Here is a 21,272-nt window from a genome sequence, read left to right on the forward strand (position 1 = left end):
CGCTGTCTAGCCTTTCATTGCATCAATCTTCGAGTGATGCGGTACGGATTTCGCAGGCGTCAGGGTCATTTTGAAGGTTTGACTCGCCGAGAATCCGCTCGGCGGCGCCCCGGTGCAGCGCGGCCGAGGCAGGGTCACCGAGGTGTTCCAGGGTGTCGGCGACCCGCAGGTGCAGGGCCGCCTGCAACCGCGGATCCTCGGCGCGCCGGGCCCACTCCACGGCCTCCCGGCAGGTGCGCAGCGACTCCTCCGGGCGGCCCGCGTACTCCTGGACCCGCGCCAGCTCGCTCAGGGCCCGCGCCTGGGCGGCCACGTCGCCGTTCTTGCGGTGTCCGGCGATCGCCGCGCGCCAGTTCCGCAGGGCCTCGCCGTAGCGGCCGGCGAAGGTGTGGGCGGCGGCGATCCGCCCGTAGAGCCGGGCGGCCTCCGCGCGCTCGCCCCGGGCGAGCCGCTCGACCAGGGCGCGTCCGAACCAGTCGGCGGCCCGGTCGAAGTCGCCGAGGTCCAGATGCGCGCCGCCTACGGATTCCATCGCGCGGCCGGTCGCGTACGGGTCGTTCACCTCGCGCCCGGCGTCCAGCGCGGCCCGGTAGCGCGTCAGCGCGTCGGCCGTGCGGCCGGTGCGGGCGTCGAGGTCGCCGAGGTTGAGCAGGGCGGCGGCGCGCTCGCGGGGCAGGTTCCGGCGCTCGGCGACGCCGAGGACCATCCGGTGGATGTCGTAGAGGTCGGGCGCGGCGGCCTGGGTGCCGATGTGGGCCGCCATCGCCCGGACCAGCTGGGACATCAGCCGTCGTGCCAGGGTGTCGAGCTCGCCGTCGGCGACCGCGAGCCGGGCCGAGGCCAGCAGGGCGGGCCGGGTCAGGCGCAGCCAGTCGGCGGCGGCCCGCGGGGTGGCGAAGCGCAGGGCGCGCGGCATGTCGAGGAGTTTCTGGCGGGCCTGGGGGCTGTCGGTCTCGGTGATGGCCCGGCAGGCCTGGAGCAGCCGTACGGTCCGCTCCAGCATGCGGGCACGGGCCAGCTGGAGCTCGGCGGGGCGTTCGTGGTGCTCGGCGAGGATCCGCAGCTGCGGGTGCAGACAGCCGGGTACCTCGTACTGCGGCAGCGGGGAGTCCACCGCGTGCAGGAAGCCCAGGGCGACGAAGTCGTCGAGGAGGGTGCGGGCGCTGCCGACCGAGGAGCCGACGAGGGCGGAGGCGGTCTGCGGGTCGACCAGCCCGGCCGGGGCGAGGGCGAGCAGGCGCAGCATCCGGGCCGCGGTCGCGGGCAGGGCGGCGTGGGCGAGCCGGAAGACCCGGGTGAGGGCGGTGCCCTCGGTGTCCTCGGCGCGCAGCTGCTTGGCGAGGTCGGAGACGGCGGCTTGGGGGCGGGCCGCGAGCCAGCCGCCCGCCAGCATCAGCGCGGCGGGCTGCCCCTGGCACTCCTCGGCGAGGCCCTCGGCGGCCCGGGGGTCGACGGTGATGCGGACCGAGCCGGTGTGACGGGCCAGCAGCTCCACTCCGGACTTGGCGTCCAGACCGCCCAGGGTGCAGGGGCGGACGTCGGAGATGCCGGTCAGCGGGCCTTCGGAGACCGCGACGACGAGGCAGTCCGGTGTGTCGGGCAACAGGGCGTCGACCTGTTCGGCGTCGGCCGCGTCGTCCAGCAGGAGCAGCACCCGGCGGTCGGCCAGGGCGGTGCGCAGGGCGTCGGTGAGGTCGTCCTCGCAGGCCCCGGCCGGCGCCTGCTCGTCCAGGGCGGTGAGGAGGTCCCGGGCGGCCCGTCCGACGGGGACGGGGGTGCCGTCGGGTTCGGTGAGGCTTGCGCGCAGTACCCCGTCGGGGTAACGGTCCGCGACCTGCCGGACGAGTTCCCCGGCGAGTGCGGTGCGGCCCGAGCCGGGCCGGCCGGCGATGAGCAGCACGCGGGCGCGGGGTGCTTTGCGGCCGGCCAGGGTGTCCAGTCCGGCGCGCTCGATGTCGGCGCGCAGTTCCTTCAACTCCCGTGTGCGGCCCAGGAACTCGATGTCCCCGGCAGCGCGCCCGGCCGGCCGCACGTCGCCTGTCTCCACGACCTGATCCGTCACGGGCCACACTCCCGTCCCACCGCACACGCGAGCCCGCCGGGACTCCGGTTCGGGCGTGCCACAGAGCCTAGTTCACGCTCTGCAACGGCCCGGGTGGAGCGCGGCGGGCGGGACGACCACTTCCCCCGATCGGATCAGCAGATCGTAGGACCGACAGCGTCAGGGTCGCGCCCCAAAGGGGCGCGGGGCTGTGCCTGATCTGCGGCTCCGCCGCGCGGGCGCGCCAAGCCACGACGCAGCCGCACCCGAACGACGACCCGCGCGGCACGAACCCCTCGCAGCACCCAGCGGAGCGCCTACGCCTCGAACGGCCGCGCCGGCCAGGGCGCCTGTGCCGGACGCAGGGCGTCCAGGCCGTCGCCACCGCGCGCGGCCACCAGGGACAGCACGCCCACGACGAGGCAGTTGTTGTGGAGCTCGCCGGCCAGGACACCCCGGACGAGGTCCGCCACCGGCACCCGGTCGAGCTCCATGTCGGCCTCTTCCTCCTCGACCGCGAAGCGTTCGCCCTCGGCCTCGGACAGATCGCGCGCGAGGAAGATCCGGACGGCCTCGTCGCAGCCGCCGGGTGTGGTGTAGACGTCGGTCAGCACCCGCCAGTCCTCGGCCTTGACGTGCGCCTCCTCGTACAGCTCGCGCTGCGCGGCGTGCAGCGGGTTCTCGCCGGGGACGTCGAGCAGTCCGGCCGGGATCTCCCACAGCTTGTGGCGGACGGGGTGGCGGTACTGGCGCAGGACCAGGACACGGTCGGCCTCGTCGAGGGCGAGGACGGCCACGGAGCCGGGGTGGACCTGGTAGTCACGGCCGACCACGGTGCCGTCGGGCATGACCACGTCGTCGGTGCGGACGGAGGTCTTGTTGCCCGTGAAGGGGGTCTGAGTCGCCCGGATCTCCCACTCCTCCGGGGTGTCCTTGATCGTCATGCCTGTCCTTCCACGTGCCGCGCGACCTGCCGAAACGAAACCGGGGTGCACACCCTTTGAAGGGATGCACCCCGGCCACCGTACAACTGGTGTGTTACTTCGAAGTCTTCCGCTCGACCGAAGCCTTGACGAGCCCGGCGAACAGCGGGTGCGGACGCGTCGGCCGGGAGCGCAGCTCCGGGTGGGCCTGCGTGGCGACCAGGTACGGGTGGACGTCGCGCGGGTACTCGACGTACTCGACGAGCTTGCCGTCCGGGGAGGTGCCGGAGAACTGGATGCCCGCCTTCTTCTCCAGCTCGGCGCGGTAGGCGTTGTTCACCTCGTAGCGGTGCCGGTGGCGCTCCTCGACGTACTCCTTGCCGTCGTACACCTCGCGCACGATCGAGCCCTCGGCCAGCTTCGCCGGGTACATGCCGAGCCGCATGGTGCCGCCCATGTCACCCTCACCGGCGACGATGTCGAGCTGCTCGGCCATGGTGGAGATGACGGGGTGGCCGGTGGCCGGGTCGAACTCGGTGGAGTTGGCGTCGGTGATGTCGGCCAGGCTGCGCGCGGCCTCGATCACGATGCACTGCAGGCCGAGGCAGAGGCCGAGCAGCGGGATCTTGTTCTCGCGGGCGTACTTGATCGCGCCGACCTTGCCGAGCACGCCGCGGTCGCCGAAGCCGCCGGGGATGCAGATGCCGTCGACGTCGCCGAGCTGCTGGGCCGCGCCCGCCGGGGTCTTGCAGTCGTCGGAGGTGACCCACTTGATCTTCACGCGGGCCCGGTTGGCGAAGCCGCCGGCGCGCAGCGCCTCGGTGACCGACAGGTAGGCGTCGGGCAGGTCGATGTACTTGCCGACCAGGGCGAGGGTGATCTCGTGGTCGGGGTTGTGCACGCGGTCGAGCAGGTCGTCCCAGGTCGTCCAGTCCACGTCGCGGAACGGCAGGTCCAGCTTGCGGACGACGTAGGCGTCCAGGCCCTCGCCGTGCACGGTCTTCGGGATGTCGTAGATCGAGCGGGCGTCGGGGCAGGCCACGACGGCGGCCTCGTCGACGTCGCACATCAGCGAGATCTTCCGCTTGATCGCGGTGGGCACCTCGCGGTCGCAGCGCAGCACGATCGCGTCCGGCTGGATACCGATGTTGCGCAGGGCCGCAACCGAGTGCTGGGTGGGCTTCGTCTTCAGCTCACCCGAGGGGCCGATGTACGGCAGGAGCGAGATATGGACGACGAAGACGTTGTCACGGCCGACCTCGTGACGGACCTGACGGACGGTCTCCAGGAACGGCAGCGACTCGATGTCGCCGACCGTGCCGCCGACCTCGGTGATCACGACGTCGACCTCGTCCGTCGCCATGCGGCGGATGCGGTGCTTGATCTCGTTGGTGATGTGCGGGATGACCTGCACGGTGTCACCCAGGTACTCGCCGCGCCGCTCCTTGGCGATCACGGTGTTGTACACCTGACCCGTGGTGACGTTGGCGGAGCCGTCCAGGTCGCGGTCGAGGAAACGCTCGTAGTGGCCGATGTCCAGGTCGGTCTCGGCGCCGTCGTTCGTGACGAACACCTCACCGTGCTGGAAGGGGTTCATCGTGCCGGGGTCGACGTTCAGGTACGGGTCGAGCTTCTGCATCACGACGCGCAGACCGCGGGCCTTGAGCAGCATGCCGAGGCTGGAGGCCGTCAGCCCCTTGCCGAGCGAGGAGGCGACACCCCCGGTGACGAAGATGTGCTTGGTCGTCGAATTACGAAAAGCGGCGGGCGGCATGGCCAAGACGGGGCTCCCGTGGTCGCGGTCTGGAGGTGCGGTGCGGCTGCCTGCCGGAAAACTCCGGGGCGCCGTCGCTGCGGTTCGGGGGTTCCCTGTCGGGAAGGGGCCCACCGGTCCACGGGCTACCAGCGTATCAGCGCCGCGGGGCGACGGCTTCCGGCCACGCTCCGCACACATCCCGACACGGAGACGATCACCGTCACCGGTCCCTCACCCGTTGCTCACTCGTTCGGCGTATCCACCTTGCCTGGACGGGCACCCGGATCATCTGCGTGCGTCGTATCCTGCTCGGACACTCGCTGCCGAGCCCGTCCGGCCCAACGGCACCACCCCCCGCCCGTAAGCACCGGAACAACGTGAGCTCGTCAGTTCGTTGAGCAACAATTGGCGCTTTGCATCACGGCCGAGTGACCTGTTTTGCTTCATCTCTCAATGACGCAACGCGAGACCTGCTGAACCCCCCTTGACCGCACTAGCGACAGCCCCCTCGTGGGGTGACGTGGCCGTTCGACTGGAGTTGCACGTGGCCGGGCGCATCGAAGACTACGCACTCATCGGAGACATGCAGACCGCCGCTCTGGTCTGCCGGGACGGCACAGTCGACTGGCTGTGCCTGCCCCGCTTCGACTCGCACGCCATCTTCGCCGGCCTGCTGGGCACCGAGGAGCACGGCTTCTGGCGGCTGGGTCCCGCGTACGCCTCCGACCAGCAGCCCCCCACCGCCGCGCGGCGCAGCTACCGGGGCGACTCGTTGGTCCTGGAGTCCGAGTGGGACACCCAGCGGGGCACGGTCCGGGTGACCGACTTCATGCCGCCGCGTGACGGCGCCCCGCAGCTGATCCGGATCGTCGAGGGCGTCTCGGGCCGGGTGCCGATGCGCTCGGCGCTCCGGATGCGGTTCTCCTACGGGCGGGTGGTGCCGTGGGTGCACAAGCACGAGGGGCGCACGGTGGCCGTGGCGGGTCCCGACTCCGTGTGGTTCGACACATCCGCGGAGACCTACGGCAAGTCGCTGACGACCTACGCGGACTTCACGGTCGCGCCGGGTGACCGGATCGCGTTCACGATCTCCTGGCAGCCCTCGCACAAGGAGCCGCCGCCGCTGCCGGAGCCGGAGCAGTCGCTGGAGGCGACGGAGGACTTCTGGCGCGAGTGGGTCGACCACTGTACGTACCACGGCCCCTACCGGGAGGCAGTGGTCCGCTCGCTGATCACGCTGAAGGCCCTGACGTACGCCCCGACCGGCGGCATCGTCGCCGCGCCGACCACCTCCCTGCCGGAGGACATCGGCGGCGTCCGCAACTGGGACTACCGCTACACCTGGCTGCGCGACGCGGCGATCACGCTGTCCTCGCTGCTGCGCACCGGCTACCGCGAGGAGGCCCGCGCCTGGCGCGAGTGGCTGCTGCGGGCGGTGGCCGGCGACCCGGAGAACCTGCAGATCATGTACGGCATCGCCGGCGAGCGCGAGCTCGGCGAGGCGGAGCTGGACTGGCTGCCGGGCTACGAGAACTCCGGCCCGGTCCGGGTCGGCAACGGCGCGGCCCACCAGCTCCAGCTGGACGTGTACGGCGAGGTCACCGAGGCCTTGCACCTGGCCCACATGACGGGCCTCGCGCGCAACGACTACGCCGCGCTGCTCCAGCTGAAGCTGATCCGCTACCTGGAGGACCACTGGCAGGAGCCGGACGAGGGCATCTGGGAGGTGCGCGGCCCGCGCCGCCACTTCGTGCACTCCAAGGTGATGGCCTGGGTCGCGGTCGACCGCACGATCAAGCTGATCGAGTCCGGTGACGCGGACGGCCCGCTGGAGCGCTGGCGCGAGCTGCGCGACGACATCCACCGGGACGTGTGCGAGCGGGGCTACGACAAGGAGCGCAACACCTTCACCCAGTCGTACGGCTCGAAGGAGCTGGACGCCTCCCTGCTGCTGATCCCGCAGATGGGCTTCCTGCCGCCGGACGACAAGCGGGTCATCGGCACGATCGAGGCGATCCAGCGTGAGCTGTCCACGTCGGACGGCTTCATCCTGCGCTACCCGACCACCAGCGGCGACGAGAACGTCGACGGTCTGCCCGGAGACGAGGGCGCGTTCCTGGCCTGCTCGTTCTGGATGGCCGACGACCTGGCGATGATCGGCCGCGTCGACGAGGCCCGCAAGCTGTTCGAGAAGCTGCTGTCCCTGCGCAACGACCTCGGTCTGCTGGCCGAGGAGTGGGACCCGCGCCTGCAGCGTCAGGTGGGCAACTTCCCCCAGGCGTTCAGCCACGTGCCGCTCATCGACACGGCGCTGCGTCTGACGGCCTCGGGCGCGTACGGGGGCTGAGCGGGGCGGCCCGCGGGGGAGCGCACGCTCACGGCCCTCGCGGGCCTCACTGCGGCCCTCGCGGGGACGTCACTGCGGCCCTCGCGGGCCTCACTCCAGCCCCTCACCGGGCCTCACTCCAGCCCCTCGCGGGGCGTCACCTCGGCCTGAGGGCCGTGAGCGTGCGCTCCCCCGCGGGATCCGCGGCCGTGGCGGGGACGAGGGCTATCTCGTCCAGCCCGGCCTCCGCGTAGGCGGCGATACGGGCGCGGACGGTGTCGGTGTCGCCCACGAGGGCGACCGTGCCCGCGGCCTCGGGCGGCAGTGCCCGCAGCAGGGTGTCGGCGTCGGCGCCCTTGGCGGCCAGCTCGACGACCTCGGCGAACCCCGCGTCGACGAACATGTCGCTGTAGCCCGGCACGGCGAGATAGCCGACGACGCTGCGCAGGACCTGGGTGAGCGACTCCGGCTCCGGATCCACGGCGGCGGGCAGCCAGGCAGCCAGCCGCGGCGGCGTGCGGCCCGCCTTCTCGGCGGCGGCGAGCATCCGGTCCCGCAGTATCCGGACCTGCTCGGGCGAGACGATGTCGAGCAGCATCCGGTCGGCGTGCGCGACGGCCGCGCCGACCGCCTTCTCCCCGAACGCGGCGACGGTGACCGTGCCGCCGGGCGGCGGCAGCCGGCGCGGGAAGCCGCTGCCGGGCACGATCGGCTCGCCCGGCACGCTGTCCATCAGCGCCCGTACGGCCGCCGCCGACTCCGCGAGGGTGGCGGCGGGCCGGGTGCGCGGCCGACCGTGCACGCCCTCGACGACGCGTTTGCTGGAGGTGCCCAGGGCCACGCCGACGGGCCGGCCGGTGACGGCCGCGGTGGAGGCGGCGCCCCGGACGATGGTCAGCGGATCGCGCACCGACACCGGCACGGGTCCGGCGGTCAGCGCGACCCGCTCGGTGGCGGCGCCGATCGCCGTCGCGAGGACGAACGAGTCCCATGTGGGTCCCTCGCCCGCCCACACCTCCCGGTAACCGAGCCGGTCGGCGAGCACCGCGACCCGCAACGGCTCCTCGACCGGACTGTCGTCCTCCCGCCCCACCGCGACCACGCTCATGTCCATGGGGCGCCCGTACCCGGTCGAACACGCGGCAATCCGGGGAGATCCACGGCGGGATCCGGGAAGTGATCGTCCCGGTGCCCGTCCGGAGATGTCCGGGAGGCACCCGCGCGGGTAGCGTCCGGCACATGGACAGCGGGACGGACAGCGGTTACGACACCCAGGGCGCCGGGATCACCGTGCAGCGGGCGCTGGAGCTGCCGGGGCTGCGCAGCGGGCTGCCCGAGGTGCTGGCGGGCGCGGAGCGGCTCGGGCGGACCGTGCGCTGGGTGCACGCCGGAGAGGTGCCGCACATCGCCTCCCTGCTCAAGGGCGGCGAGCTCCTGCTGACCACGGGCTACGGCCTGGGCACCCGCCCCGCCGAGCAGCGGGCGTTCGTGCGCACCCTGGCCGAGCGCGGCATCGCGGCCCTGGTCGTGGAGCTCGGCCCGCGCTTCACCCGGCTGCCCGCGGCCCTCGTCGACACGGCACGCACGGCCGGGCTGCCGCTGGTCCAGCTGCACCGCGAGGTGCCGTTCGTGACGGTCACGGAGGAGGTCCACACCGAGATCGTCAACGGCCACTACGCCCTGCTCCAGCGGGCCGAGGAGGTGCACCGGCGCTGCACGCAGGCCGTGCTGGGCGGCGGCGGTGTGCCCCAAGTGCTGGGCATCCTGGCCGACTTCGCCGGAAATCCGGTGTTCCTGGAGACGGCGGACGGGCAGTTGCTGTACGCGGCCGGGGCCGGTCCCGAGGGCGCGGACCCGCTCCAGGTGTGGGAGGGGCTGCGCGGCCAGCACAGGGACGAGCCGCCGCTCGCGGGTTCGGTGCTGGTGGACGTGCCGGGCGGCGGGCCCGGCAGCGGGGGCGTCCGGGCGCGTCTGGTCCTGCTGCCCGTGCGCACGCCCCTGGCGCCGGTGCACCGGATGGCGACCGAGCGGGCCGCGGGCATCCTGGCCGTGGTGCTGATGCAGGCCCGCCAGGAGGAGGAGCTGGCGGCGCGCGGGCGGGGCGACTTCCTCACGGACCTCGCCGAGGGCCGGGTGACGGCCGAGGACGCCCCGGCTCAGGCACGCGTGCTGGGCTTCCGGCCGGGCGAAGGGCCGCTGCTGCCGGTGGTGATGCGGCTCGGGGACGCCCTGTCCCCGGATGGGGGTACCGCCCGCTCGAGCGGAGCCGAGAGTGGGGGAGGCTGGGCGGTGCTGGCCCGGGCCGTCTCGGAGGAGCTGGCGTCGGTGGGGGTGCCGGTGCTGCTGGGCGTGCGGCCGATGGAGGGCCGGGTGCTGGTGCTGCTCGGGCTGCGGGCGGAGTCGGAGCGGGCGGCGGTCGCGGACCGGGTCGCGGCGGCGCTGCGGGCCGGTGTGGGCCGGGCCGGGATGCCGCGGCCGGGCGGACAGCCGCCCGTGGTGGTCGTGGGGACGGCCGGCGGCTGGCCGGCCGCGGCCTCGGGGCTGCGGCACGCGGCCGAGACGGCCACGGCGGCGCAGGGTCTGCCGGACCGGCCCTGGTACGACGCCCGTCGCCTCGACATCGACCTGCTGTTGTGGCGGTTGCGGGACCAACCGGACCTGGCGGCCTTCGTCGACCGGGCCCTCGGCCCGCTCCTGGAGCACGACCGCCGCTCCCGGCCGCCGCTGCTGCCCACGTTGACGACCTACCTCGCCCACGCCGGGCGCAAGGCGGAGACCGCCCGGGAGCTGCATCTGAACCGGCAGACCCTGTACAACCGGCTGGCGCGCATCGGGGAGTTGCTGGGCACGGACCTCGACGACCCGCAGACGGTCCTGGCCCTGAGCCTGGCCCTGCGGGCCCGCAGGCATGTCCCGTAGGGCTGCCGGGGCTGTTACGGGAGGGGCCGGGGTGGTTACGGGAGGGGCCGGGGCTGGGTCAACTCGTCGTACACGCTGAGCACTTGGGCGACCGTCTCGTCCTCGGTCGGCCAGCTGGCCGCCTGCCGGGCGCCCTTGGCGGTCAGCGCGTCCCGGCGGGCCCGGTCGCCGAGAAGCCGTACGACGGATTCGGCGAGGGCCTTCGCGTCCCCGTACGGGACGAGTTCGGCCGCGTCGCCGACGAGTTCGGGGATGCCGCCGACGTTCGTCGCGACGAGCGGCACGCGCGCGTGAAGGGCCTCCTGGGCGAGGACGGAGCGCGCCTCCCAGCGGCTCGGCAGCAGGGCGAGGTCGGCGGCGGCGAGCAGGTCGGTGACGTCGTCGCGCCGCCCGATGAGCCGGACCGGCAGCCCCTCCTCCTCGATCCGCCCCTGGAGTTCACCGCGCAGCGGCCCCTCCCCCGCGATCACGACCAGGGGCACGGGATCGAGCCGGCGCCAGGCGCGCGCGGCGTCCAGCAGCACGTCGTATCCGCGGTGCCGTTCCAGGGAGCCGACGGCGATCAGCAAGGGCCGTCCGATGGCGCCGAGTTCGGCACGCACCTTGGGCCGCAGCCGGTCGGGGTCGTCGGGTTCGAGTGGCCTGCTGGGGCCGGGCAGCGCGACGGCCGCGAGCCGTGCGTCCCGCGCGCCGGTGCGCCGGGCCCGGTCCACGAGCGGCGAGGTCGTGCCCAGCACGACGGTGGCCGCCTTCACGACCCTGCGCTCCAGGGCCCGCAGCATGTGGGCACGCGCGCCGTCGGCGTGCGCCCGGTCGTGCCACGTCACGACCAGCGGGGTCCGCACCCGTCGGCCGCTGAGGGCCAGCACGGTGCGGAAGGAGGCGTGCAGTCCGTGCGCGTGCACCAGATCGGCGTTGGCGCAGGCCGCCCGCAGGGCCGCCACCGACACCGGGTCGCTGCTGCGCGGCACGTGCACGTGGTCGGCCCCGACACCGCTGAAGTCATAGGCGCGGTCGGCCTCGTAGGGGGCGCACACCGTGACTTTCACGCCCCGCGCGACGAGCCCCGCGGCCAGCGAGCGCACATGCGCACTGCTGGCGGCATTGCCTCCGCCCAGCACCTGCACGGTGCGCAGCGGCAACTGGCCGTGCGGTGAGGGGCTGCTCACGGGGGTCACGTGGCCGGGCTCCTGGTTCGGGTCGGGCGGTCACGACGCGTACTCCGCCAAGGATGCCAGGACATACGGGGGTTCCGGGAACGCCGGAACCCCCCGCGGCGCGACAGCGGGGCGCGGCAGCGGGGGAATGCGCCGGGCCGGGTCACCCACACGAGTGAAATCGGGCGACCCGCCCGGCCTTGCCGCACCGCCGCCGGTACGCCGCTGACTACTAGCCGTCCGCCCGGGCCGCCGCGAGCAGCTCCTCCGCGTGCGCCCGGGCCGTCTCGGAGTCCTCCTGGCCGGCGAGCATGCGGGACAGCTCCCGAACCCGGTCCTCGCCCTCGAGGACCTTGACGCCCGAGCGGGTCACGGACCCGTCGTTGGTCTTCTCCACCAGCAGCTGCCGGTCGGCGAAGGCGGCCACCTGGGGCAGGTGCGTCACGACCACGACCTGCGCGCTCTTCGCCAGCCGTGCGAGCCGTCGGCCGATCTCGACCGCCGCCTTGCCGCCGACCCCGGCGTCGACCTCGTCGAAGAGGTACGTCGGCACCGGATCCGTCCCCGCGAACACGACCTCCACGGCCAGCATCACCCGCGACAGTTCGCCGCCGGACGCGCCCTTGGCGATCGGCCGGGGCGGCGCGCCCGGGTGCGGGGCGAGCAGCAGCTCGACCTCGTCGGCGCCGGCGGGACCGTAGGCGACCGGACGGCCGCCGACCTCGACGCCCTCGGGGTCCTCGGTCTGCCGGATGTCGAAGGACACGCGCGCGTGCGGCATGGCGAGCGAGGCCAGCTCGGCGGTCACGGCGGCGGCGAACCGCTCGGCGGCCTCCGTCCGGGCGTCCGTCAACGCCTGCGCCAGCCCGCCCAGTTCCGACCGCAGGGCGTCCCGCTCGGCGGTCAGCTCCCCGATCCGCTCGTCGTCGCCGTCGAGTTCGGTCAGCCGGGCGGCGCTCTGCTCGGCCCATGCCAACACGGTGGCGATGTCCTCGCCGTACTTGCGCGTCAGCCCGGTGAGCGCGGCCCGGCGCTCCTCGACGGCCGAAAGCCGCAGCGGATCGGCGTCCAGGTCGTCGGCGTAACCCGCCAGGTCCCCCGCCGCGTCGCGGAGCAGGATCCCGATCTCCCCGATGCGGTCCGCGAGCGCGGCCAGCGCCGGATCGTGCGACCGTACGGCGTCCAGAGCCCGCTGGGAGCCCGCGACGAGCGTCCCGGCGTCGACGCCCTCGGGGTCCTCGGGGTTGCCCGCGAGGGCGGCGTGCGCGGACGCGGCGGCGGACGCCAGCGCCTCGGCGTGCCCGAGCCGCTCGGCCTCCTCGGCCAGCTCCACGTCCTCACCGGCGCGGGGTTCGACGGCGGCGATCTCGTCGAGCCCGAAGCGCAGCAGGTCGGCCTCCTGGGCCCGTTCACGCGCCCGGGTGGTGATCTCGTCGAGTTCGGCGGAGACGGCCCGCAGCCGCTTGTACGCCTCGCCGTACTTGGCCAGCGGCCCGCCGACCGCGTCGCCCGCGTACCGGTCGAGCGCCTGCCGCTGCCGGGACAGCTTGAGCAGCCCCTGCTGGTCGGTCTGCCCGTGCACGGCCACCAGCTCGTCGGCGAGCTCGGCCAGCACGCCCACCGGCACGCTGCGCCCGCCCAGGTGCGCCCGCGAGCGCCCCTCGGCCGAAACGGTACGGCTGATCAGCAGGGCCCCGTCGTCGAGCTCCGCCCCGGCCTCCTCGGCGCGTACCGCGGCCGTGGCGTCGCGGGCGACGGTGATCCGCCCCTCCACGACGGCCTTGCCGGCCCCGATCCGTACGAGCGCGGGGTCGGCCCGCCCGCCCAGCAGCAACCCCAGGCTGGTGACCACCATGGTCTTGCCCGCACCCGTCTCACCGGTGACCGCGGTGAACCCGGGCGACAGCTCGACCACGGCGTCGTCAATCACGCCGAGCGACCGTATCCGCATCTCCTCCAACACGGACACGACCTTACGAGGTCCCAGCCACGGATTGCGACTGGCCCACTCTTGTCACCCACGAGTGTGGCGGCGCCCATTCCCTGGGGACGCGGGGAACTGCGCGAACAGCCACAATCCACCCGCCACATCCGCCGCACCCGCCGCACCCGCCGCACCCGCCGCACCCGCCGCACCCGCTGACGAAGCGGAACCACCCCCTAGACCGCTAGTGAGGCGCTCCCCGCCACCCGGAAACAGGCAGCGCGAACTTGGCCACCAGCCGGTCCGTGAAGGACGCATGATGCAGCCGGGCCAGCCGAACCGGCACAGCGCCCCGCCGCACCTCCACCCGCGCTCCCGGCGGCAGCTCCACGGTCCGCCGCCCGTCGCACCACAGCACACCCGGCGGAATGTGGGGCAGAACCTCCACAGCCAACACAGAATCCGGCGATGTCACCAACGGCTTCGCGAACAGCGCGTGCGCGGAGATCGGCACCATCAGCAGCGCCTCGACCTCCGGCCACACCACCGGCCCGCCCGCCGAGAACGCGTACGCCGTCGACCCCGTGGGCGTCGCGCAGACGATCCCGTCGCAGCCGAAGCCCGTCACCGGCCGCCCGTCGATCTCCAGGACGATCTCCAGCATCCGCTCGGCGGACACCTTCTGCACGGCCGCCTCGTTCAGCGCCCAGTCCGTGTGCACGATGTCCCCGTTGCGGTGCACGACGACATCGACGGTCATCCGTTCCTCGACCTCGTACGCCTTGGTCACCACCCGGTCGACGACCTTGTCGAGGTCGTCCCGCTCGGCCTCCGCGAGGAACCCGACGCGCCCGAGGTTGACCCCGAGCATCGGCACGCCCGACGCCCGCGCGAACTCGGCGCCGCGCAGCAGCGTGCCGTCGCCGCCCAGCACGATGAGCAGCTCACACCCGTCGAGGCACTGCGGCGTGGCCTCCCTGACCAGCTCCACCTCCGCCGGCAGGGGCAGGTCCCGCGCCTCGGCCTCCAGGACGCGCACGCCCAGCCCGGAGCGCAGCAGCCCCTTCACCACGAGCTCGGCACTGCGCACGGCCGCGGGCCGGCCCGTGTGGGCGAGCAGGAAAACAGTACGAGCTCGGTTCTCGGTCAACGCGGCCCCTCCGCCACTGCACGGTCTGCCTCGGCCGGGTCCAGTGCCGGTGCCCCGGACCGCAGCCACAAGAAGTATTCGACATTCCCCGACGGCCCGGGCAGCGGACTGGCCGTCACGCCCTTCACCCCGAGCCCCAGCCCCCAGGCCTTCTCGGCCACCCCCCGTACCGCGTCGGCCCGCAGCTGGGTGCTGCGTACCACTCCCCCGCTGCCGAGGCGCTCCTTGCCCACCTCGAACTGCGGCTTGACCATCATCACCAGGTCGGCGTCCGGTTTCACGCACCGCACCAAGGCGGGCAGGACCAGCCCGAGCGGGATGAAGGACAGATCCCCCACGACAAGATCCACTGGCTCCCCATCGATCGCTTCAAGCGTCAACTCGCGTACGTTCGTACGGTCCTTGACGGTGACGCGTTCATCCTTCTGGAGGGACCACGCGAGTTGTCCGTATCCGACGTCCACGGCGACGACGTGGGCGGCGCCCGCCCGCAGCAGGACGTCGGTGAAACCGCCGGTGGAGGCGCCCGCGTCGAGCGCCCTGCACCCCTCGACGGGCAGCCCCTGCGGAGCGAACACCGCGAGCGCCCCGGCCAGCTTGTGACCGCCGCGCGAGACGTAGTCCGGGTCGCTGTCGTCCTCGGCCACCAGGATCGCGGCCGCGGTCTCCACTTGCGTGGCGGGTTTGGTCGCGACGGTCTTGCCGACGGAGACCCGCCCCGCGGCGATCAGCTGCGCGGCGTGCTCACGCGAGCGCGCGAGCTTCCGGCGGACCAGCTCCGCGTCCAGACGGCGACGTGCGACTCCTGCCACGTTCGGTTCAGCTCCTGTGCTCGTAAGGCCGCGGGGGCACCGGAGGTCCCGGGCGTACGTCGAGCGCGGTGAGCGCGTCGCGCAGCCCCCGGTGTACATCCTCGTACACCTCGACATGCCCGTCCGTGGCGAGGTGGTCCGCATCGCCGAGCCGGCCCAGGGCGGCGTCCACATCGGCGTCGCCGGTGGGCGTGCGGGGCACGTTCAGGGGAGCGGGGGCGGCGGGGTCGTACGCCGGCTCCTCCTCCGCCGCCGGAGGGGCCTCGGGAACTGCGTCGTCCATGCCCCGACGCTACCGCGAACCGCTGCGGTACCGTCGACCGCGATGGCCACGATCGAGGAGTGCCGCAGCGCGCTCGACAAGCTCTCGGACAACATGCAGCGCGCCGAAGGGGACGTCCGCGACGCCGCGGCCCTGGACCGCTCGGTGAGCTGCCACATCACGGACCTCGACGTCACCTTCGTCGGCCGGATGCGCGGCGGGCGGATCGAGGTGCACGACACCGTGCCGGGGCCGCCGCCCGGCAGGGCCGAGATCAGACTCGCCATGACCGGCGACGACCTGGTGGCCCTGGTGGGCGGCGAGCTGAGCTTCGCCAAGGCCTGGGGCTCCGGCCGGGTGAGGCTGCACGCGGGCGTGCGGGACCTGCTCCAGCTCAGGAAGCTTCTGTAGCCGCGACAGCTCAGGAGACTTCCGCAGCCGTGGCCTTCCCGCCCGCGGTCCCGGCCCGGGCCTTGCGGGCCGCCGGCACGACCAGCGGTGTGCCCGTCTCCGGGTCGTCGATCACCTGGCAGCGCAGCCCGAAGACCTCCTCGACCAGTGCGGCCGTGACGATGTCCTTCGGCGCGCCCTCGGCGATGACCCGGCCCTCGCGCAGGGCGATGAGGTGGGTGGCGTAGCGGGCGGCGTGGTTCAGGTCGTGCAGCACGGCGACGAGCGTGCGCCCCTGCTCCTCGTGCAGCTCGGCGCACAGATCCAGGACGTCGATCTGGTGCTGGATGTCCAGGTACGTCGTCGGCTCGTCGAGCAGCAGCAGCGGCGTCTGCTGGGCGAGGGCCATGGCGATCCACACGCGCTGACGCTGACCACCCGAGAGCTCGTCGACGTAGCGGTCGCCGAGCTCGGCGACGCCCGTCTGCCGCATGGATTCCTGGACGACCCGCTCGTCCTGCGTCGACCACTGGCGCAGGATGCCCTGGTGCGGGTAGCGGCCGCGGCCGACGAGGTCGGCGACGGTGATGCCGTCGGGCGCGACGGACGACTGGGGCAGCAGGCCGAGGGTCCGCGCGACCTTCTTGGCGGGCATCGACTGGATGACGTTCCCGTCCAGCAGCACCCGGCCCTCGCTCGGCTTGAGCATCCGCGACAGCGCCCGCAGCAGCGTCGACTTGCCGCAGGCGTTGGGGCCGACGATCACCGTGAACGACTGGTCGGGTATCTCCACCGACAGTTGCTCGGCGATGACCCGCTGGTCGTAGGCGAGGGTGACGTTCTCGGCGGACAGGCGGTTCACGGGGCTCCTTCGGTTGTTCAGTCCGCTGTTGGTGCTGCTCTCGGCGCTCTTACCGGCCCTCATATCCGGCCCGCCCTGCGCTCGCCGACCAGCAGCCACAGCAGGTAGACCCCGCCGAGCACGCCGGTGACCACGCCCACGGGCAGCTGCTCGGAGCCGAACGCCCGCTGCGACACCCAGTCGGCGACGACCAGCAGGGTGGCGCCCATGCACAGCGAGGGCAGCAGGTTCGGCCCGGGCGATCGGGTCAGGCGCCGGGCCAGCTGCGGCGCGGTGAGTGCGACGAAACTGACGGGACCGGCCGCGGCGGTGGCGGACGCGGTGAGCAGCACCGCCGCCACCATCAGCAGCAGCCGCACCCGCTCGACCCGCACCCCGAGGGCGTACGACACGTCGTCGCCCATCTCCATCATCCGCAGCCCCCGCGCGTTGACGAGGACGAGCGGCACCAGCACGGCGGTCAGTGCGAGCAGCGGCCACACCTGGTCCCAGTCCCGGCCGTCGAGGGAGCCGGTCATCCACACGACCGCGCGGGTCGCGTCCACGATGTCGGACTTGGTCAGCAGATAGCCGTTGACGGCCGTGACGATCGCGGAGACGCCGATACCGACCAGGACCAGCCGGTAGCCGTGCACCCCCCGCTTCCAGGCGAGCACGTAGATGGCGAGGCCGGTCACCAGGCCGCCCACCAGCGCCCCGACGGCGACCTGGTTGGCGCTGCCGGAGGTCAGCACGATCACCGCGAGGGCGCCGGCCGTCGCCCCCTGCCCGAGACCGAGCACGTCCGGACTGCCCAGCGGGTTGCGGGAGATGGCCTGGAACAGCGCGCCCCCGAGCCCGAGCGAGGCGCCGACCAGCAGCCCGACCAGGACCCGCGGCAGCCGCAGCTCGTTGACGATGAACTCCTGGCCCGGGTTGCCCTCGCCGACCAGCGTCCGCAGCACGTCGGCGGCCGGGATCGGGAAGTCGCCGGTGCCGATGAGCACGACACTCGCCGCGAGCGCCGCGACGAGCAGCAGGAGCACGACGGTGACGGCCCGCAGGTCCAGGCGTATGGAGAGCCCGCCCGGGGTCCGCACGGCACGGTTGGTGGTCTTCACAGCTGCGCCGTCCTCCGCCGTCGTACGAGAAAGATGAACACCGGTCCGCCGAGGATCGCGGTGACGATGCCCACCTGGAGCTCCGCGGGCCGGGCCACGATCCGGCCGACGACATCGGCGCCGAGCAGCAGCACGGGCGACAGGATCGCCGCGTACGGCAGGATCCAGCGCAGGTCGGGTCCGGTGAAGGAGCGCACGACGTGCGGCACCATCAGCCCGACGAACACGATCGGCCCGCAGGCGGCGGTCGCGGCCCCGCACAGCACGGTCGCGGCCAGCATGGACAGCGCCCGCGTGCGGTTGAGGTTGGCGCCGAGGGCCTTGGCGGTGTCATCGCCCATGGCCATGGCGTTGAGCGGCCGGGCCAGGGCGAGGGCCAGGACCGTGCCGGCCAGCAGGAACGGCAGGACCTGCGTGATGGTCGAGTTCGTCGCCGAGGCCAGCGAACCGACCGTCCAGAAGCGCATCTTGCCGAGCGCCGCCTCGTCCATGATCATCACGGCCTGGAGGTAGCCGTACAACGCGGCGCTGATGGCCGTGCCGGCGAGCGCGAGCCGCACCGGCGTCGCGCCCCGGCTGCCGCCGAGGAACCAGACCAGCGCCCCGACCGCGGCCGCGCCGAAGAACGCGAACCAGACGTAGCCGCTGAGCGAGGTGACCCCGAAGTACGTGATGGCCGTGACGACCGCGGCGGACGCTCCCGCGTTGATGCCGAGCAGGCCGGGATCGGCCAGCGGGTTGCGCGTGAGGGCTTGCAGGACCGCCCCGGCCAGGCCGAGAGCGGCGCCGGCGAGGAGTCCGAGCAGCGTCCGCGACACCCGCTCGGCCACGACGACGTCACCGTAGGTCCCCGAGTCCTGGAACAGGCCGTGCCAGACCTGCCCGAGGGACAGCTCTTTCGCTCCGATCGCGATACTCGCCAGCGCGACGAGCACGAGGAGCACGACGGACAGGAGGAGCCCGAAGGCTCGGACCGCCCGTCGGGGCGGGGGCGCGGGGGCGGTCTCCGCGCGCTGTTCGGGGGGACTCTCGACCAACACGTAGTTAGGTTAGCCTACCCTCGCATTCGAGCAAGATTCGGATGTCCGACCCGGCCGCGGGGGTTCCCGGCTCGGCCACGGCTGCCGGGCGGCGCCACGAGTACCCGGCCACGCAGCCGCACCACAGGCAACGACAGGCACCGACAGGCACTGACAAAGACTCAGAGACCCAGCCGCGCCAGTGCCTTCCCCCCGTCCAGCTCGCACACACCCTCACCGGCCGCCGTCCACGCCACGGCACACAGCGCGCGCAGCCCGTCCAGAGCCTCACCCTCGCCGTCGAGCTCCAGCCGGTCCGCCCCGGCCGTCGCCGTCCAGCCCCCGCACCGGAATCCGCCCTCGCCGGCCTCGACGACGTCCGGCTGACCGCCGAGCATCCCGCGCAGATCGGCGTCCACATACGTCGGCCGGTGCTGCGGCGGCGCGGACAGCAGCTGGGCGCCGTCGGTCACACCGGTCAGGACGAGCAGCGAGTCGACCTCCCCGTTGAACGCGCCCTCGATGTCCGTGTCCAGCCGGTCCCCGACCACCAGCGGCCGCCGCGCACCGGTGCGCAGGATGGTCTCCCGGTGCATGGGAGGCAGCGGCTTGCCCGCGACCTGCGGCTCCGCGCCCGTGGCGATCCGCACGACCTCCACCGCGGCTCCGTTGCCCGGTGCGATCCCCCGCCCGCTCGGAATCGTCAGGTCGGTGTTGGACGCGAACCACGGCACACCGCGCGCCACCGCGTAGGACGCCTCGGCGAAGCGGCCCCACGGCAGATCCGGACCACCGAACCCCTGCACCACCGCCGCCGGATCGTCGTCCGCCGACTCCACGGGCACCAGCCCGCGCTCGCGCAGCGCGACCCGCAGCCCCTCACCGCCGATCACCAGCACGCGGGCACCCTGCGGCACCTGCTCGCTGATCAGCCGCGCGACGGCCTGCGCCGACGTGATGACGTCCTCCGCACCCGTCGGTATCCCCAGCTCCGTCAGATGCCCGGCCACGGTGTCCGGGGTCCGCAGCGCGTTGTTCGTCACGTACGCCAGGCGCATACCGCCCTCCCGGGCCGTCGCCAGCGACTCGACGGCGTGCGCGATCGCGTTCCCGCCCGCGTACACCACACCGTCCAGATCGAGCAGGGCCGTGTCGTACGCCTCGCTCAGGGCCTGCCCACTGCCCTCGGGCCTCGTCCTGACGCTCCGGCTCATCCCGTATCGCTCCTTGTTCGACGGCTTTCCCCCGATCATCCCCCATGCCACCGACAGCCGTACGATGCCCTGATGAAGACAGCAGGTCACTCGGAGGCAACGGCGCACCGAGGCCTGGAACTCACCCCGTTCCGTGGCCTTCGTTACGACCCCGACCGGGTCGGCAGCCTTGCCGCCGTCACATCCCCGCCCTACGACGTCGTGGTGCGCCCCGACGGCCTGCACCACCTCGAGTCCGCCGACCCGTACAACATCGTCCGTCTGATCCTCCCCCAGGCCGCGACGCCCAGCGCCCGCAACGAACGGGCCGCCGACACCCTGCGCCGCTGGCTGTCCGAGGGCATCCTGACCACCGACCCGGAACCCGGCCTCTACGTCTACGAGCAGCAGGACGGCAACGGCATGCTGCAACGCGGCATCATCGGCGCCCTGCGCGTCTCGGACCCCGCCGAGCAGGTGGTGCTGCCGCACGAGGACGTCATGCCGCACGTCGTCGCCGACCGCGCTGCCCTCATGCGCGCCACCTCGGCCAACCTCGAACCCCTGCTGCTCACCTACCGGGGCGACAGCTCGACGACCACCACGGCGGACCTGATCGAGCGCACCGCCGACCGGCCCCCGCTCCTCGCCACCACCACGGAGGACGGTTTCAGCCATCGTCTGTGGTCGGTCACCGACCCCGACGACCTGGCCGCGATCCAGACGGATCTGGCGCGGCACCAGGCACTCATCGCCGACGGCCATCACCGCTGGGCGACCTACCGCCGGCTCCGCACGGAGCACGCCTCGCCCAGCCCGTGGGATCACGGCCTGGTCCTCCTAGTCGACACGGCCCGCTACCCCCTGCGGGTCCGCGCCATCCACCGCCTCTTGCACGACCTGCCGGTCGGCGACGCCGTGGCCGCCCTGGAAGGTCACTTCCGCGTGCGCCGGCTCGAAGTCCCGCTGGCCGAGGCCCTCGACACGCTCGCCGACGCGGCCTGTGCCGGCAACGCGTTCCTGCTGGCCGGCGACGGCGCCTTCCACCTGGCCGACCAGCCGGACCCGGGACTGCTGGCCCGTACGATCCCCGCCGACCGCCCCGCCGCCTGGCGCACCCTGGACGCGACGGTCCTGCACGCCACGCTCCTCGAGCACGTCTGGCGCATCTCCGAGGACTCCCCCGCCCACATCGCCTACATCCACGACACGGCGGCCACGGTGGAGAAGGCGGAACGCGACGGCGGCACGGCGGTCCTGATGCACCCGGTCCGCGAGGAGGTCGTCCGCGACCTGGCCCGCCAGGGCGTCACGATGCCCCGCAAGTCGACGTCGTTCGGCCCGAAGCCGGCGACGGGCCTGGTGCTGCGGGCCCTGGATCTCTGACAGGCGAAAGCCGGCTTAGACATGACGAAGGGGCGGGACCCCAGGCCTCACG

Annotated in this window: 17 protein-coding genes; 4 read left to right on the forward strand and 13 right to left on the reverse strand. The window is 73.2% G+C overall.

Annotated features, from left to right (window positions below; genetic code table 11):
* Window positions 1–22 precede the first annotated feature (22 nt).
* From QOL88_RS08185 to pyrG, 3 genes are all read right to left on the reverse strand, one after another.
* The gene (locus tag QOL88_RS08185; RefSeq protein WP_097215788.1) at window positions 23–2,062 is read right to left on the reverse strand and encodes a tetratricopeptide repeat protein; all 2,040 of its coding nucleotides are present in this window, start codon (window positions 2,060–2,062) and stop codon (window positions 23–25) included.
* A gap of 296 nt (window positions 2,063–2,358) precedes the next feature.
* Window positions 2,359–2,985, reverse strand: a complete 627-nt coding sequence (locus tag QOL88_RS08190; RefSeq protein WP_097215789.1) for an NUDIX domain-containing protein — start codon at window positions 2,983–2,985, stop codon at window positions 2,359–2,361.
* A 94-nt stretch (window positions 2,986–3,079) separates the two neighbouring features.
* Entirely contained in the window at window positions 3,080–4,738 is a 1,659-nt protein-coding gene (gene pyrG, locus QOL88_RS08195; RefSeq protein WP_097215790.1) for a CTP synthase, read from the reverse strand.
* Between the two features lie 526 nt (window positions 4,739–5,264).
* Here pyrG and QOL88_RS08200 point away from each other — a divergent pair.
* A complete protein-coding gene (locus QOL88_RS08200; protein WP_097215791.1) occupies window positions 5,265–7,067 on the forward strand; it encodes a glycoside hydrolase family 15 protein in 1,803 nt (600 codons plus the stop codon).
* A gap of 136 nt (window positions 7,068–7,203) precedes the next feature.
* On the opposite strand, the gene QOL88_RS08205 is transcribed toward QOL88_RS08200, so the two are convergent.
* Window positions 7,204–8,160, reverse strand: coding sequence for an LLM class F420-dependent oxidoreductase (locus QOL88_RS08205; RefSeq protein WP_097215792.1), 957 nt, complete (start codon window positions 8,158–8,160; stop codon window positions 7,204–7,206).
* 125 nt (window positions 8,161–8,285) lie between these two features.
* Between QOL88_RS08205 and QOL88_RS08210 the strand changes: the two genes are divergently transcribed.
* Window positions 8,286–9,965 (forward strand): PucR family transcriptional regulator, encoded by a 1,680-nt coding sequence (locus tag QOL88_RS08210; protein WP_097215793.1) that lies wholly within the window; start codon window positions 8,286–8,288, stop codon window positions 9,963–9,965.
* Between the two features lie 35 nt (window positions 9,966–10,000).
* Here QOL88_RS08210 and QOL88_RS08215 read toward each other — a convergent pair whose 3' ends face one another.
* The 5 genes from QOL88_RS08215 to QOL88_RS08235 all read right to left on the reverse strand — a co-directional run bounded on the left by QOL88_RS08215 (window position 10,001) and on the right by QOL88_RS08235 (window position 15,291).
* A complete protein-coding gene (locus QOL88_RS08215; RefSeq protein ID WP_097215794.1) occupies window positions 10,001–11,143 on the reverse strand; it encodes a glycosyltransferase family 4 protein in 1,143 nt (380 codons plus the stop codon).
* A gap of 211 nt (window positions 11,144–11,354) precedes the next feature.
* Window positions 11,355–13,073 carry a DNA repair protein RecN gene (gene recN / locus QOL88_RS08220; RefSeq protein ID WP_097215795.1) on the reverse strand — a complete coding sequence of 573 codons (1,719 nt, stop codon included), beginning with the start codon at window positions 13,071–13,073 and terminating at the stop codon, window positions 11,355–11,357.
* 217 nt (window positions 13,074–13,290) lie between these two features.
* A complete protein-coding gene (locus QOL88_RS08225) occupies window positions 13,291–14,196 on the reverse strand; it encodes an NAD kinase (protein ID WP_030850991.1) in 906 nt (301 codons plus the stop codon).
* A complete protein-coding gene (locus QOL88_RS08230) occupies window positions 14,193–15,008 on the reverse strand; it encodes a TlyA family RNA methyltransferase (protein ID WP_097215796.1) in 816 nt (271 codons plus the stop codon). The genes QOL88_RS08225 and QOL88_RS08230 overlap by 4 nt, the downstream gene beginning before the upstream one ends.
* Window positions 15,009–15,015: 7 nt before the next feature.
* A complete protein-coding gene (locus QOL88_RS08235) occupies window positions 15,016–15,291 on the reverse strand; it encodes a hypothetical protein (RefSeq protein WP_097215797.1) in 276 nt (91 codons plus the stop codon).
* Between the two features lie 42 nt (window positions 15,292–15,333).
* On the opposite strand from QOL88_RS08235, the gene QOL88_RS08240 reads away from it, so the two are divergent.
* On the forward strand, window positions 15,334–15,681 hold the full coding sequence (locus QOL88_RS08240; RefSeq protein ID WP_097215798.1) for a sterol-binding protein: 348 nt from the start codon (window positions 15,334–15,336) through the stop codon (window positions 15,679–15,681).
* 10 nt (window positions 15,682–15,691) lie between these two features.
* On the opposite strand, the gene QOL88_RS08245 is transcribed toward QOL88_RS08240, so the two are convergent.
* The 4 genes from QOL88_RS08245 to QOL88_RS08260 form a co-directional block, all read right to left on the reverse strand.
* A complete protein-coding gene (locus QOL88_RS08245) occupies window positions 15,692–16,585 on the reverse strand; it encodes an ABC transporter ATP-binding protein (RefSeq protein WP_097215799.1) in 894 nt (297 codons plus the stop codon).
* Window positions 16,582–17,622, reverse strand: coding sequence for a FecCD family ABC transporter permease (locus tag QOL88_RS08250; RefSeq protein WP_097215800.1), 1,041 nt, complete (start codon window positions 17,620–17,622; stop codon window positions 16,582–16,584). The genes QOL88_RS08245 and QOL88_RS08250 overlap by 4 nt, the downstream gene beginning before the upstream one ends.
* Window positions 17,619–18,662: a FecCD family ABC transporter permease gene (locus QOL88_RS08255; RefSeq protein ID WP_097215801.1), complete on the reverse strand. Its 1,044-nt coding sequence runs from the start codon at window positions 18,660–18,662 to the stop codon at window positions 17,619–17,621. Before QOL88_RS08255 ends, QOL88_RS08250 begins: the two co-directional genes overlap by 4 nt.
* Window positions 18,663–18,823: 161 nt before the next feature.
* A complete protein-coding gene (locus QOL88_RS08260; protein WP_097215802.1) occupies window positions 18,824–19,855 on the reverse strand; it encodes an HAD hydrolase-like protein in 1,032 nt (343 codons plus the stop codon).
* 72 nt (window positions 19,856–19,927) lie between these two features.
* On the opposite strand from QOL88_RS08260, the gene QOL88_RS08265 reads away from it, so the two are divergent.
* Window positions 19,928–21,220, forward strand: a complete 1,293-nt coding sequence (locus tag QOL88_RS08265) for a DUF1015 domain-containing protein (RefSeq protein WP_097215803.1) — start codon at window positions 19,928–19,930, stop codon at window positions 21,218–21,220.
* Window positions 21,221–21,272: the final 52 nt, after the last annotated feature.

The sequence above is a fragment of the Streptomyces sp. Ag82_O1-12 genome (assembly GCF_900182715.1).
GTDB classification, from domain to species: domain Bacteria; phylum Actinomycetota; class Actinomycetes; order Streptomycetales; family Streptomycetaceae; genus Streptomyces; species Streptomyces massasporeus.

Bases quoted from the DNA above. Each gene is read 5' to 3' on its own strand.
- QOL88_RS08260 (WP_097215802.1), bottom strand. From the start codon at position 19,855: ATGAGCCGGAGCGTCAGGACGAGGCCCGAGGGCAGTGGGCAGGCCCTG.
- recN (WP_097215795.1), bottom strand. From the start codon at position 13,073: ATGCGGATACGGTCGCTCGGCGTGATTGACGACGCCGTGGTCGAGCTG.
- QOL88_RS08190 (WP_097215789.1), bottom strand. From the start codon at position 2,985: ATGACGATCAAGGACACCCCGGAGGAGTGGGAGATCCGGGCGACTCAG.
- QOL88_RS08235 (WP_097215797.1), bottom strand. From the start codon at position 15,291: ATGGACGACGCAGTTCCCGAGGCCCCTCCGGCGGCGGAGGAGGAGCCG.
- pyrG (WP_097215790.1), bottom strand. From the start codon at position 4,738: ATGCCGCCCGCCGCTTTTCGTAATTCGACGACCAAGCACATCTTCGTC.
- QOL88_RS08265 (WP_097215803.1), top strand. From the start codon at position 19,928: ATGAAGACAGCAGGTCACTCGGAGGCAACGGCGCACCGAGGCCTGGAA.
- QOL88_RS08240 (WP_097215798.1), top strand. From the start codon at position 15,334: ATGGCCACGATCGAGGAGTGCCGCAGCGCGCTCGACAAGCTCTCGGAC.
- QOL88_RS08205 (WP_097215792.1), bottom strand. From the start codon at position 8,160: ATGGACATGAGCGTGGTCGCGGTGGGGCGGGAGGACGACAGTCCGGTC.
- QOL88_RS08210 (WP_097215793.1), top strand. From the start codon at position 8,286: ATGGACAGCGGGACGGACAGCGGTTACGACACCCAGGGCGCCGGGATC.
- QOL88_RS08245 (WP_097215799.1), bottom strand. From the start codon at position 16,585: ATGAGGGCCGGTAAGAGCGCCGAGAGCAGCACCAACAGCGGACTGAAC.